Origin of the sequence: Nonomuraea guangzhouensis, from assembly GCF_019396345.1 — a bacterium.
Classification (GTDB): Bacteria; Actinomycetota; Actinomycetes; order Streptosporangiales; family Streptosporangiaceae; genus Nonomuraea; species Nonomuraea guangzhouensis.
The window spans coordinates 50,475-63,495 of record NZ_JAHKRM010000050.1 but is presented as its reverse complement, the minus strand read 5'-3'; the positions used below and the strand labels follow the sequence as shown (position 1 = coordinate 63,495).

Here is a 13,021-nt window from a genome sequence, read left to right as displayed (position 1 = left end):
CGGTTACACGATCAACGGTTACACGATCAACGCCCGGTCGCGGCCCAGGTGGTGGCCGCGCAGGTCGGTCAGTACACCGGGACCCGGCGCCTCGGCGATCTCCGGCGCGATCTCCACACCGATCGAGATCGGGGTCAGCCCCTGGATCGCCTGCTGGATCCGCCCCCGCCACATCGGGTTGCGCACCAGGCTCTCCCTGCTGAACGTGACGGTGAGCACCGCGGTGTCCAGCGTGCCCGGCCGGCTGATCGACAGCTCCCATCGGGACACGCCGTCGATCTTGGCCAGCGCCTTCTCGATCCGCGGCAGCGACAGCCACACGCCCCGGACCAGCACGTACTCGCCGACCGTGTGCGCGGGAGCGGGCAAGCCGGGGTCACCGGCGCGCGTGTCGTCGCCGGACGCAGGGGAGTCGGGCGCGGGGGAGTCGGTGCGGACCACCTGGCCGGTACGCAGGACGGCGTCGCCGAGCGCCGAGTGACCGTGAGGGGTGATCACCAACTCGGCCACCCCGGACGGCTCCGCGTGCCGCAGCACGTCCTTGGTCAGCGAGGCCAGGTGCAGCACGCCGTCCGCCAGCGGGGTGAGCGGGTCGTTCTCCGCCGCCCGCCAGGCCAGGGCGCCGCCGCTGAAGGGGTTGGCGTACACCTCGGTCACGTGGGCGTCGAACTCGCCCGCCAGGTGGCGGATCGTCCGCTTCGAGGCGATCTCCCCGGTCAGGACGATGTGCCGCAGCCCCAGGTCGAGCGGGTCGAGCAGGAACTCCAGGTGCAGCCTGGCCAGCAGGTCCATCGCACCCGTCGGGGTGGCGACCAGCGTGGTGGCGCCCAGGGCGGACAGCGCGTGGATCAGCCGCATGCGGCCGCGCGGCCCCACGGAGGCCGCCGCCGACGCCACGTCCGCCGCTGCGGCGGCCCAGAGGGCGCCCGCCGGTTCGGCCAGCGCCACCACGACCCGGTCGCGTCCGCCCACGCCTGCCGCGCGCAGCGCCGCCCCGGTCAGTCCCGCCGCCTCCGCGCGGTCGCCGGACCCGAGCGGGAAGGCGCTGGAGGCGTCGGGAGCGACCAGTAGCAGCCCCGTGGCGGACCGCGCGCCCGCCCGGAGATCGTCCCGCGTCAGCCACCGCGCGGCGGCGGCTTCGGCTGAGGTGTCCGAGGCGGTCACTTGGCCACCTCGGTCATGAACAGCGTCATCGCCTCGCACACCCGTTCGTGCGCCAGCCCGCCCACCTGCGCCTGGATGATCAGATCCGTCGCCCCGGCCTCCGCGATCCTGGCCAGGGCCTTGCGCGAGCCCGCCACGTCGTCCACCACGACCATCAGGTGCTCCCGCAGCGTCGCCATCGCCTCCTCGGGCGGCATCCCGGCCGCGAGCTGGCCGAGAACCCGATGGGTGGCGTGCCGCGCGTCGTAGTAGTCCGGTGGGGTGACGAGGTTGACCTGGCGGCGGATGTACCACAGGACGGCGTCGGCGGCCGTCTCGTTGGCCTCGTCGCGGGTGGGCGCGACGAACCACGGGATCATCAGCGCGACCCGGCGTGAGGCGGGGTCGAACCCGGCCGCGGCCAGGCGCTCGCGGTACTGGGCGATGTCGGCGGCCACGTCGTCGATGCCCTTGACCATCGTCATGCCGAGCAGGTTGTAGCCGTGCTCGGCCGCCGCCAGGTAGCCCTCCAGCGACGTCGAGGCCACCCAGACCGGCGGGTGCGGCTGCTGCACCGGGCGCGGGTAGACGGCCACGTCCGGGATCTCGAAGAACTCGTTCGAGCGGCTGACCGGCTCCCCGTCGGCCCGCCAGATGGCCAGTGTCGCCTCCAGCGAGTCCTCCCAGATCTGCCGCGACTTCTCGAACGGCCGCTGGAACGCCTGGTACTCCAGGGGTGAGGCGCCCCGCCCGGTGCCGAACTCCACCCGGCCGCCGCTCAGTACGTCAAGGGTGGCGACCCGCTCCGCCGTACGGATCGGCGACTGGAACGGCAGCAGCACCACGCCCAGCCCGAGATGGATCCGCTCGGTCCGCTGGGAGATCGCGGACAGCACCAGATCGGGCGCGGAGGAGTGGGAGAACCCTCGGGTGAAGTGGTGTTCGACGAACCAGGCGGTGTCGAAGCCGAGCCGGTCGCCGAGCGCGACCTGGTCGATCACGTTCTGGAACGCCTGTTGTTCGACCTCGCGGGAGCGCCCGCGGACCTCCAGCTCGTACCCCAGGCTGATCCGTAGGGACGTCATCGCGCCTCCGGCGAAAGTAGTAAACCAAGCGCTCGCTTGGTAGAGACTACCAGCACCAAAGACTTGCGGGAAGGGCGCGTTCGCGATCAGAGTGATGCACGTGAGGCGAAAGCACGCGCTAAGGCGGCCGAAAGATGGCACGCTCCCCGATATGCGGGCCGATGACTTCTCGCTCACCAGCGGGCGCGGTTTCGAGGCGTTCGGCCGGGTGATGGCCGCCCTCGCGACCGAGGCCGAGTTCATCGAGTCGTGCCGGGACCTGACCTGGTGGCGCGGCTCCGACCACAGCTGGCACATCGAATGGCGCGACGGCCCGTACGCCTCCGAGGTGGCGGCGCTGCTGGCCGCGCAGGTGCGCAATCCCGCCTACGAGGACGAGCTCGGCAGGCCCGCCGGGCCGGGCGACAGCCGGTCGGCGGTGCTCGACGTGATGGGCGTCCGCTTCGAACTGCGGGCGATCGATCCGCTGGGCCGCGAGCGCGTACGCGACAAGCCGGGCTTCTGGCGGCTGGCCGAGGCGCTCGACACCACCCGCAGCACGAACGCCCGGCGCCCCTGGGAAACGCTACTGGGCGGCTGACCCGTCGGCGGGGCCCGGGAAGACGTACGCGGCCAGCCGTTCGCGGTGCGCCTGCGGCGGGCAGAAGAGCTGCGCGTCGGAGGTGGCCCGCTTGAGGTAGCGGTGGGCCGGATGCTCCCAGGTCACGCCGATCCCGCCGTGGACCTGGATGTTCTCGCCCGCCGCAGTGAGATACGCCTCGGTGCAGTAAGACCCGGCGATCGCCGCGAAGGACTCGGACTCGGCCGCCGCCCGCGCCGCCGACCTGGCCGACTCGACGAGCAGCAGCAGGTCGGCCAGCTTGTGCTTGACGGCCTGGAAGGAGCCGATCGGCCGGCCGAACTGATGGCGCAGCTTCGCGTGCTCGACGGCCATCTCCAGGCAGCGTTCGGCCCCGCCCACCTGCTCGGCCGCCAGCGCCGCGATGCCGAGGTCGCGCACCCGGCTCCACGCCGCGCCGTCTCCGGCCGGCCGTACCTGGACGTGGTCGAACGACAGCTCGGCCAGCGGCCGGCTCTCGTCCATGGTCGGGTGGGTCACGCGCCGCGTGGGCACGGCCTCGACCAGGAGCCCGTCCGCGTAGGCGAGCACCACGTCGCCCGCCGGCGCGTACGGGACGACGCCCGTGAGCAGGCCGTCCCGGAGGGTCAGGTCGCCCTCGCCCGGCAGGACGACGGTCGCCGTCGCCGAGCCGTCGGCCAGCGCGGGCAGCAGCCGGGCCATCGCCGCCTCGTCGCCGCCCGCCTTGAGCGCCTCGACGGCCAGGACGGCGCTCTGCAGGAAGGGGTAGGGAGACAGGGTCCTGCCCAGCTCGCCGGCCACGACCGCGGTCTCGGCCGGGCCGCAGCCCGCTCCGCCGTACTTCTCGGGAATGGCGAGTCCGGCGGCGCCGAGGTCACGCGCGAACGCCGGCCAGGGCGCGGCGGGGCGGTCGGCGAGATAGGCGCGGACGACGGCGCGCAGCTCGTCTGTGACGGTCACCGGGCAAGCTTAACCAAGCGATTGCTTGATTACATACGGTTGTCCTAAATTTGCCTTTTTTGTACAGGCACATAATCTGATTGTGGTCGTTCCCAGAAGTTCTCGGGGGAGGGATGACCAGGGACTGGAGATGAAAGAGACAGCACTCGACTATGCCGAGTTCGCCGCGTACGACCGGCGACTGCGCTGCATAGAGCAACACGTGGTGGCGTCCTTCCTGGGTGGACTGGCCGTCGGCCTCATCGGCATATTCGCCTCCGACCGGATGCCCCAGTGGCTCGGTCAGCTCTATGACCCCTACATGTACCTGGCCCTGGCCCTGGTCGTCGGGGCGAGCGCGGCGGGCTTCGGGTGGGCGCTGCTCACCACGTTCCTGGCCGCTCTGTCCATGATCGTCGCGACGCTGGGCGGCAACATGCTGCGCGGCGGGACGGACATCAGCCCGGTCGCCGGTGAGCCCGCGGTCGGCTTGAACTGGGCCCTCGTCCTGCTGGTCGGGGTGGGCCTGCTCGCCTACGTGACGAGCAGGACGGACATCTGGGGTGATGTCGCGGCCGGTGTCATCGGCGCCCTGCTGCTCGCCGACACGGTCGACCGCGCGACGCCCGGCTTCATCGACAGTGAGCCCGCGTTCTGGCCCGGCCCCGCGATCGTGATCGGTGTCCTGTCCGTCGCGCTGGTGCTGGCGCTGCGCAGGAGCATGGCGGGCCGGGTGCGCGCGCTGTCGCTGTCGGCGGTCCTGACCGCCCTGTTCGCGGTCGGGGTGACCGGCGCGCTGGCCGGCTGGATCTCCATCGCCGGATAAGGCCGCGCGGTAGGTTGCTCCGAGTCGATAGCCTGTAGTCCTCCATATCCAGGCCCACCAAGGAGTAGCCGTGTTGCTGCGCATGTCGTCGTTGTTTCTTCGCACCCTGCGGGACGACCCGGCAGACGCGGAAGTGCCGAGCCACAAGCTCCTGGTCCGCGCCGGTTACGTCCGGCGGGTGGCGCCCGGCATCTACTCGTGGCTGCCCCTCGGCAAGATGGTGATGGAAAACGTCGCCAAGGTCGTCCGCGAGGAGATGAACCGGATGGGCGGCCAGGAGGTGCTGTTCCCCGCCCTGCTGCCGCGCGAATACTACGAGGCCACCGGCCGCTGGACCGAATACGGTGACACGCTCTTCCGGCTCAAGGACCGCAAGGGCGCCGACTACCTGCTCGGTCCCACGCACGAGGAGCTCTTCGCCGACATGGTCAAGAGCGAATACTCCTCGTACAAGGACTATCCGGTCACGCTCTACCAGATCCAGACGAAGTACCGCGACGAGGCCAGGCCTCGCGCGGGCATCCTGCGCGGCCGCGAGTTCCTGATGAAGGACTCCTACTCCTTCGATCTCGACGACGACGGGCTCAAGCACTCTTACGAGCAGCACCGCGAGACCTACATCCGGTTGTTCGACCGGCTCGGCATCAACTACAAGATCGTGTTCGCCACGTCGGGCGCGATGGGCGGCTCGGCCTCGGAGGAGTTCCTGGCGCCCACGCCCACCGGCGAGGACACGTTCGTCGCCTGCCACTCCTGCGGCTACGCGGCCAACGCCGAGGCCGTCACCACGACCGCGCCCCCGGTCCGCGCGCTTGAGGGGCTGGAGCCGCAGCGCGTGCTCGACACGCCCGACACCCCGACCATCGAGTCGCTGGTGTCGTACGTCAACGAGCACCACGGCCTGTCGATCACCGCCGCGGAAACGCTGAAGAACGTCGTCGTCAAGGTCACCACGCCCGGCTCCGACAAGGTCGAGACGCTGATCGTCGGCGTGCCCGGTGACCGCGAGGTCGACTTCAAGCGACTGGAGGCCGCGCTGGCCCCCGGCGAGCCCGCCATCTTCGAGGCCGAGGACTTCGCCAAGCACCCCGGCCTGGTGCGTGGCTACATCGGGCCGCAGGTCCTGCGCGATCTCGGCATCCGCTATCTCGTCGACCCCCGCGTGGTCACCGGCACCTCCTGGGTGACCGGCGCCAACGAGCGCGGCAAGCACGCCGCCGGCGTGGTCGCGGGCCGTGACTTCACCCCCGACGGCACGATCGAGGCCGCCGAGGTGCGCGCCGGAGACCCCTGCCCCCGCTGCGGCTCGCCGCTGTCCATCGACCGCGGCATCGAGATCGGGCACATCTTCCAGCTCGGCCGTAAATACGCCGACGCGGCCGGGCTCGACGCCCTGGGCCCGGACGGCAAGCCGATCCGCATCACGATGGGCTCCTACGGCGTCGGCGTCTCGCGGGCCGTGGCGGTCATCGCCGAGCAGGCCCACGACGAGCTCGGGCTGGTGTGGCCGCGCGAGGTCGCGCCCGCCGACGTGCACATCGTGGGCACGGGCAAGGACAACCAGATCGAGGCGGCCCTCGAGCTGGCCGCCGACCTGGAGGCACGCGGGCTGCGGGTCCTCGTCGACGACCGGGCCGGGGTCTCGCCGGGGGTCAAGTTCAAGGACGCCGAGCTGCTCGGCCTGCCCACGATCGTGGTCGTCGGCCGCGGGCTGGCCCAGGGCCTGGTCGAGCTCCGTGACCGCGTCTCGGGCACCAAGGAGGAGATCCCCCTCGACACGGCCGCCGACCGCGTACAGGCCGCCTGCTCATAACGGAAAAGACATGGCTCCTCCCGCCGCCGGCGGGGGGAGCCATGTCTTGTTCTGTGTCAGTCCATCGCCGCGGGCATCTTGATCTTGCCGCGGCGGCGGAGCACCACGGGCCCGATCAGGCAGGCGGCGGCGATCACGAGGATGACCAGCGACACGGGCCGGGTGAAGAACACCGCCGGATCCCCTTCGCTGAAGGCCAGCGCCCGCCTGAACTGCACCTCCATCAGCGGCCCGAGCACCGCCCCGAGGATCAGCGGAGCCACCGGATAGCCGGCCCGCCGCAGCACGAAGCCGACCAGCCCGAACCCGTACGCCACCAGGATCTCGAACACGCTCTGCGAGGTGGCGTAGACGCCCAGCGTCGCGAACGTCAGGATCGCCGCCGTCAGCAGCGCGGCGGGCACGCTCAGCAGCTTCACCCACAGCCGGATCAGCGGCAGGTTCAGCACCAGCAGCATCACGTTGCCGATGTAGAGGCTGGCGATCAGCGTCCACACGAGCACCGGCTGCTGGTCGAAGAGCTGCGGCCCGGGCTGCACGTTGTAGATCTGGAAGGCGATCAGCAGCATGCTGGCCGTGGCCGACGTGGGGATGCCGAGCGTGAGCAGCGGCACCAGCACGCCGGAGAACGCCGCGTTGTTGGCCGCCTCAGGCCCCGCCACACCCTCGATGGCGCCGTGGCCGAACTCCTCCGGGTCCTTCGCCAGCCGCTTCTCGACGTTGTAGCTGAGGAACGTCGGCAGCTCGGCGCCGCCCGCGGGCAGCGAGCCGATCGGCAGGCCGAACGCGGTGCCCCGCAGCCATGGCCGCCAGGACCGGCGCCAGTCGTCGCGGGTCATGCCGATGCGCCCGGTCACCTTCACCGGCGCCTGCTCCTGCCGGTTGCGCTGGGCCGCGGTGGCGACCGCCTCGGCCACGGCGAACAGGCCCACGGCCAGCGCCACGACCGGCAGCCCCTCGTACAGCTCGGGGACGCCGAAGGCCAGGCGCGGCTGGCCGGTCATCTGGTCGATGCCCACCATGCCGATCGCCAGCCCGAGGAAGAGGCTGGACAGACCGCGCACGATCGAGTCGCCCATGAGCGAGGTGACGGTGACGAACGCGAGCACCATGATCGAGAAGTACTCGGCGGGCTGGATCGACTTGGCGATGGCCGACATGCCGGGCGCCAGGAACGTGATCACCACGGTGGAGATCGTGCCCGCGACGAACGAGCCGATGGCCGCCGTGGCCAGCGCGGCCCCGGCCCGGCCCTTCCGCGCCATCGGGTAGCCCTCGATCGTGGTGGGGATCGACGCCGTCTCGCCGGGGATGTTGAGCAGGATCGCGGTGGTGCTGCCGCCGTACATGCCGCCGTAGTAGATGCCGGCGAACATCACGAACGCGCCCACCGGGTCGAACACCATGGTCAGCGGCAGCAGCAGCGCGATCGTCGTAGCCGGGCCGAGGCCCGGCAGCACGCCGACGAGCGTGCCGACGGTGACGCCCAGCAGGCCGAGCAGCAGGTTCTGCAGGGTGAGCGCGTGCGCGAAGCCGTCGAGCAGGTGGCCCAGTACGCTCATCTCAGATCGCCAATCTGATCAGTCCGGGCGGCAGCGTGATGCCCAGCACCCGGTCGAACAGCAGGTACGTGGCCAGCGCCAGCAGCAGGCCCACGACCAGGTCGCGGACCAGCTTGCGGCTGCCGAGCACCCGGGCGACCGCGACGAAGAACAACGTGGTGGCCTGCCAGTAGCCCACGGGCACCAGCAGGGCCGCGTACAGGGCGAGCGTGCCGATGAGGAGCAGCACGGGACGCCAGTGGATCCCCTCATCCTCACCCTGGCTGGTCACCGGAGCGCGGAACGCCTGCACCACCCCGATCACGGCCACCACCGCCATACCGATGCCGACCAGGAGCGGGAAGGCCCGGGGCCCGACGGCCTGGTAGCCGCCGCTGTCGGGGATCATGAACGCCTGCGCCAGCACGACCAGCGCGACCGCCAGGAACCCGGCCGACACGAGCCGGGTGCTCATTTGCCCAGTCCCAGCTCGCCGAGGATGGTGGTGATCTGACCGCGCTGCTCGGTGAGCACCTGCTTGAAGGAGTCGCCAGGGGTCCAGGCGTCGACCCAGTTGTTCTGCTTGAGCACCTGCTGCCAGCACGACGTCTGCCGCATCTTGTCGACCATCTTGACGATGTCCTGCTGCTGCGCGGCCGTCAGTCCCGCGGGGGCGAGCACGCCGGCCATCGTGGAGATGGCCTGGTCCGAGAGCCCGAGCTCCTTCAGCGTCGGCGCGTCGACGCCCTCGATCCGCTTGTCGCCGTCCACCGCGAGCGCCCTGAGCTCTCCGGCCTGGAGCTGCGCGCGGAGCTCGGCGACGGTGTCGATGCCCGCGGTGGCGGCGCCGCTGAGCAGCAGGTTCATCGACTCGCCGCCGCCCGACGTGGGGACGTAGTTGACCTGCTTGGCGTCGATGCCCTGGCCCTTGGCCAGTCCGGCCACCGTCATCTGCCCGGGGCCGCCGAGCGAGCCGCCGGTCCACTTGACGCCGTGCGGGTCCTTCTTCATCGCGGCGAGCAGCGACTTCAGGTCTTCGTACGGCGCCGACTTCGGCACCACGATCGCGCTCGGCCCCCTGCTCAGCCCCGCGATGGGGGTGAGCGTGGTCAGGTCGACGGGCGAGTGGTTGTTGACGATGCCGCCGAGCATGGTCGCGCTGTCCATGACCATGAGCTGGTAGGGGTCGCCCTTGCTCTTGGCGAACTGGGCGAGGCCGATCGTGCCGCCCGCGCCGGGGACGTTGACGACCGTGGCCTTCGCGGTGGTGATCTTGCACTGGCTGAGCGCGCCGGCGATGCCGCGGGCACGGGTGTCCCAGCCGCCGCCGGGGCTGCCCGGCGCCATGATCGTCAGAGGCTTGCTCGGGTATTCGGCGCTCGCCGTGGTGCTCTCGCCGACCGCGCAACCGGTGGCCAGGACCGTCAGGGCGGCGGCGGCAACAATGATCTTCATGAGTTCTCCCGGGGGGTGAGGATCGAGGTGAAGAAGTCCTTGACCGGCTCCAGCACGCTCATCGGCTGGTGCGCGACGCCTGGCACGACGTCGAACCGGACGGTGATGCCATGGGCGGCGAAGTTGTCACGCAGTGCGGCGAGCCGTTCGACGCGGGTGGTCCCGTAGGCGTCGGCGCCGTCCATCCAGTTGGCGTCACCCTGGTTGTTGATCTCCCAGGTCTCGACGTCCTCGGCACCCACGACCATCTGTACCGGCACCGCCCCGAGCTCTTCGATCCTGGGCGGCTGGCCGAACTCCTCCTCGAACCCCTTGAGCCCGATCCACCACGGGCTGTCCCAATCGATGTACGATATCCGCCCTGGTGCACCAATTGACACTCCAGACAATCGGTCCGGATGCAGGTAGGCGAACCGATGGGCGAACTGACCGCCGCCGGAGAAGCCGTGCAGGAGGAACCGTTCGGTGTCGACGTTGAAGCGCTCGCCGACCTCGTCGACCATCGCCAGCAGCACATGGTCGAAGCGGATGCCGCGGTAGTGGATGAACTTGAAGCCGTGCAGGTCCTCCGCGTCCTCGATGCCCGCGGGGAACAGCGGCGCCAGGACCAGGCAGCCCTGCTGCTCACCCCACTCGGCAAGGTTGTCGCGGTACTGCGGCCCGCGCCGTCCCGTCCCGTGCTGCATCACGGCGAGCGGCACCGGCGGGCCGTCGGGCGAGTGGGCCGTCGGCACGTAGAGGCAGTAGGAGAAGCGCTGGTCGTATCGGGAAGCGAAGATCGTGGTGGAGCCGCTGAAGTAGAACTCCTTGGGGTGCTTTACTCCGCCGGTTTCGTGAAGTGCCTTGGCCATGGCGCCACAGCCTGGACATATATCCAGTGTCGGACAAGGAGATTGTCGCCAACGCGGTAATGTACAGGGTGCCTGTCACGCTCCTCCTGTCCTCCACCGACTCGGCCTCGATCACCGTTCGCGTCTCGCCGCTGGCCGAGCTCTGCGCCTGCCTGCACGCCCTTGACGAGCCGGGACACCATCCCGCGGCGGCCCGCTGGGTGGCCAGGGTCCACACCGAGACCGACGAGGACCTGCTGACCAGGGCGACGGCGTGGGCCCCGCTGTGGAGCGCGTTCCGGGCCCGCTACCTGCTGCCGCTGTCGGCCGGCCGCGCGAGGACGATCGAGGACGAGCTGGCCGAGATCGAGGCGCTGCCGATCGGCGACTTCACCGCGATGACCCTCCAGGCGCTCGTCGGCAAGAACAGCGCCGGTCTCGGCGGCGACGTGCTCCAGCGCCTCAGGCTGATCTCCTTCAGCAGGGTGGAGCTCGGCACCCGGGTGCACGACGACCCCGAGGGCTTCAGGCGCGAGCTGACCGGCTTCCTGGCGGACTTCGCCGCCGCGGCGTTCGAGGCGGACTGGCCGGGGCTGCGGACGGCGCTGGCCGCCGAGGCCGCCGGGCGCGAGCGGGCGATCGCCGTACGCGGCCCCCTGGCGATCGCCGACTTCCCCACCGCCACGGCCGTCGAGGGCGGGCGCAGGATCGTCCTGGACAAGCTCTACAACGCCACCGTCCCCATCGGCGCCGACCGCCCCTGCCTGCTCGTGCCCAGCCTGTACGGCCGACCGCACTTCGTGGTCAAGCACTACCCGGGCTACCCCGTGGCCATCCAGTACGGCGTGGGCACCTCCGTCGGCCTGTCCCTGGAGACCGCCCGGCAGCGGCTGGCCGTGCTCCAGCACCCCACCCGGCTCAAGCTCTGCTACGCCATCCTGCGCAACCCGGTGGCCACGGCCGAGCTCGCCAACCAGCTGGGCATGACCGCGCCACAGGTGTCGAGGCACCTGCGCCACCTGAGGGAGGCCGAGCTGGTGCACGTGCACCGGCGGGGCTCGGTGGTCTACTACCAGCTCGACGCCGAGGCGATCGAACGCCTGGGCGTCGACCTGCTGTCGGTCCTCTACCGCTGAGCGGTGCTCATCCGGTGGGCCGCGACATGCCGGGGAAGGCCGTGGTGACCACCGGGCGGAAGCCGTAGGAGCGGTTGACCGACTCCTGCATGGCCAGAGCGGCGTAGCGGCGCAGCGAGGCGTCGTCCGAGGCCACCAGCTCCAAATAGGCCGCCGTGATGCCGGTCTCCACGTAGACCGCGAGGCGGATCGCCTCCGCCGCCGTGGACGGCACGATCGGCAGGGCGTAGCCCGCCTCCGGCTCGGACGGCGTGCCGCCCCGGGCGGTGATGGCGGCGCGCAACTGGTCGCGCCTGGCCCGATGGGCGTCGAACGCCGTCGTGACCCGCGAGCGCAGCGAGCCCGTGGTGCGCGCGCCGATCAGCCCGTACGCGAAGACGGCGGCATGCTCGGCAGCCAGCGCCTTGCGCAGCTTCTCCACGTCGGCCGGCGTCACGGCGGTCATCATGCCGACCTCGGCAGGGCCAGGGCGTGGGCGGCCTCGCAGGCGCCGATGCTCGCGATGAGCTGGGCCAGTGGCGGCGAGGCGCTGGCGAGCTGACGGACGCGGAGCGCCGCCGATCTGCGCTCGGCGTCGCGCAGTCGCGACAGAGACATCTTGGGCGCCGGAGCGGCAGTCTGGGAGCTGGGCGCCGGAGCGGCCGAGCCCGTCGGAGAGCTGGGCGCCGGAGTGGCCGTCTGGGAGCCGCCGGGCAGGCGTTTGCGCAGCTCGACGAGGTGCGCCTGGTGGCGGTCGCGGAACGGCGTCAGCTTGGTCTGACCGGCCGCGATCAAGGTGGAGTAGAGGGCGATCGTGTGTTCCTTGTCGGCGATCAACTGCCGCAGCAGCACCCGCTCAGGATCCTCCGCCGGGGTGGGCGTCGGCTGGGGGACGTCGGACGCGCCGCATCCCGACAGAGCCGCGGCCGCCGCTCCGCCCGCCAGCACGGCTCGCCGTGAGAGGGAACGCGGGCGCACGGGCAGGGACCTCCTGTAAACGGAACGCAGATAGCATCGTACGGTCTTGCGCCCGCTCCCAGTGTCAGGCGACGCTCGCCATTCGCCCGTGCCGAGTGGCGCTCTCTTCGTGCCCTCGTACAGATAGGGTGTCAACTGTCGTAGCTGGCTGAGCGGCCAGACGGCAAGTGAGCCAGAGGCGAGGTCCGCCCGGCTGAGACATGACAATAGGGAGGTCGATATGGGCAGCGCATCACCCCGCGACCACCTGAGGAAGCTCCTTGAGCCCGTCGTCAGCGCGGAGGGCCTCGACCTGGAGGACGTCACGGTCACCCAGGCCGGCAAGCGCCGGCTGCTGCGTGTGATCGTCGACCGCGACGGCGGCGTGAGCCTCGACGACGTGGCCGACGTCAGCCAGGCCGTCTCCGCGGCACTCGACGACACCGACGCGATGGGCCAGTCGGCCTACACGCTGGAGGTCTCCTCGCCGGGCGTCGACCGTCCGCTGACCGAGCCGCGTCACTGGCGGCGCGCGGCCAAGCGGCTGGTGAAGGCCGAGATGAGAGATGGTTCCGTGGTGGAGGGCCGAGTGCGCTCCGCTGACGAGAGCGGCGTCGAGCTCGACGTCGACGGCGCGGATCGCCGATTCGACTATCAGGACCTGACCCGTGGACGGGTGCAGGTGGAGTTCCGCCGGTTCGACGACGAAGACGTCGACGGCGACGAAGGCTAAGGGG

General features: G+C 70.9%; 14 protein-coding genes. 5 read left to right on the top strand and 9 right to left on the bottom strand.

The features are described from left to right. Positions 1 to 18: 18 nt before the first annotated feature. Both KME78_RS58200 and KME78_RS58195 read right to left on the bottom strand, forming a co-directional pair. Positions 19 to 1,164 carry a phenylacetate--CoA ligase family protein gene (locus KME78_RS58200; protein WP_219538746.1) on the bottom strand — a complete coding sequence of 382 codons (1,146 nt, stop codon included), beginning with the start codon at positions 1,162 to 1,164 and terminating at the stop codon, positions 19 to 21. Next, positions 1,161 to 2,228, bottom strand: a complete 1,068-nt coding sequence (locus KME78_RS58195; RefSeq protein WP_219538745.1) for an LLM class flavin-dependent oxidoreductase — start codon at positions 2,226 to 2,228, stop codon at positions 1,161 to 1,163. The genes KME78_RS58200 and KME78_RS58195 overlap by 4 nt, the downstream gene beginning before the upstream one ends. A gap of 151 nt (positions 2,229 to 2,379) precedes the next feature. On the opposite strand from KME78_RS58195, the gene KME78_RS58190 reads away from it, so the two are divergent. Then, positions 2,380 to 2,808 (top strand): hypothetical protein, encoded by a 429-nt coding sequence (locus KME78_RS58190; protein WP_246654811.1) that lies wholly within the window; start codon positions 2,380 to 2,382, stop codon positions 2,806 to 2,808. On the opposite strand, the gene KME78_RS58185 is transcribed toward KME78_RS58190, so the two are convergent. Continuing rightward, positions 2,794 to 3,768, bottom strand: coding sequence for an acyl-CoA dehydrogenase family protein (locus KME78_RS58185; protein WP_219538743.1), 975 nt, complete (start codon positions 3,766 to 3,768; stop codon positions 2,794 to 2,796). The genes KME78_RS58190 and KME78_RS58185 overlap by 15 nt on opposite strands. A 130-nt stretch (positions 3,769 to 3,898) precedes the next feature. On the opposite strand from KME78_RS58185, the gene KME78_RS58180 reads away from it, so the two are divergent. Beyond that, the gene (locus KME78_RS58180) at positions 3,899 to 4,573 is read left to right on the top strand and encodes a hypothetical protein (protein ID WP_219538741.1); all 675 of its coding nucleotides are present in this window, start codon (positions 3,899 to 3,901) and stop codon (positions 4,571 to 4,573) included. 70 nt (positions 4,574 to 4,643) lie between these two features. Then, a complete protein-coding gene (locus KME78_RS58175; RefSeq protein WP_219538740.1) occupies positions 4,644 to 6,386 on the top strand; it encodes a proline--tRNA ligase in 1,743 nt (580 codons plus the stop codon). A gap of 56 nt (positions 6,387 to 6,442) precedes the next feature. Here KME78_RS58175 and KME78_RS58170 read toward each other — a convergent pair whose 3' ends face one another. Genes KME78_RS58170 through KME78_RS58155 form a run of 4 tightly spaced genes read right to left on the bottom strand, consistent with a single transcriptional unit; the run spans position 6,443 to position 10,233 of the window. After that, on the bottom strand, positions 6,443 to 7,948 hold the full coding sequence (locus KME78_RS58170) for a tripartite tricarboxylate transporter permease (RefSeq protein ID WP_219538738.1): 1,506 nt from the start codon (positions 7,946 to 7,948) through the stop codon (positions 6,443 to 6,445). Position 7,949: 1 nt separating this feature from the next. Beyond that, a complete protein-coding gene (locus KME78_RS58165) occupies positions 7,950 to 8,402 on the bottom strand; it encodes a tripartite tricarboxylate transporter TctB family protein (protein ID WP_219538737.1) in 453 nt (150 codons plus the stop codon). Further along, a complete protein-coding gene (locus KME78_RS58160) occupies positions 8,399 to 9,382 on the bottom strand; it encodes a Bug family tripartite tricarboxylate transporter substrate binding protein (protein ID WP_219538735.1) in 984 nt (327 codons plus the stop codon). The genes KME78_RS58165 and KME78_RS58160 overlap by 4 nt, the downstream gene beginning before the upstream one ends. Beyond that, positions 9,379 to 10,233 (bottom strand): PHB depolymerase family esterase, encoded by an 855-nt coding sequence (locus KME78_RS58155; protein ID WP_219538733.1) that lies wholly within the window; start codon positions 10,231 to 10,233, stop codon positions 9,379 to 9,381. The genes KME78_RS58160 and KME78_RS58155 overlap by 4 nt, the downstream gene beginning before the upstream one ends. A 68-nt stretch (positions 10,234 to 10,301) precedes the next feature. On the opposite strand from KME78_RS58155, the gene KME78_RS58150 reads away from it, so the two are divergent. Beyond that, positions 10,302 to 11,348, top strand: a complete 1,047-nt coding sequence (locus tag KME78_RS58150) for an ArsR/SmtB family transcription factor (RefSeq protein WP_219538732.1) — start codon at positions 10,302 to 10,304, stop codon at positions 11,346 to 11,348. A gap of 7 nt (positions 11,349 to 11,355) precedes the next feature. Here the strand turns inward: KME78_RS58150 and KME78_RS58145 are convergent, their stop codons facing one another. Together KME78_RS58145 and KME78_RS58140 are read right to left on the bottom strand one after the other, a co-directional pair. After that, complete coding sequence (locus KME78_RS58145; protein WP_308127552.1) at positions 11,356 to 11,784, bottom strand: ferritin-like domain-containing protein; 429 nt, start codon at positions 11,782 to 11,784, stop codon at positions 11,356 to 11,358. 8 nt (positions 11,785 to 11,792) lie between these two features. Beyond that, complete coding sequence (locus tag KME78_RS58140) at positions 11,793 to 12,305, bottom strand: twin-arginine translocation signal domain-containing protein (RefSeq protein WP_219538730.1); 513 nt, start codon at positions 12,303 to 12,305, stop codon at positions 11,793 to 11,795. A 220-nt stretch (positions 12,306 to 12,525) separates the two neighbouring features. Here KME78_RS58140 and rimP point away from each other — a divergent pair, with 220 nt between their 5' ends. After that, a complete protein-coding gene (rimP, locus tag KME78_RS58135) occupies positions 12,526 to 13,017 on the top strand; it encodes a ribosome maturation factor RimP (RefSeq protein ID WP_219538728.1) in 492 nt (163 codons plus the stop codon). Positions 13,018 to 13,021 lie beyond the last annotated feature (4 nt).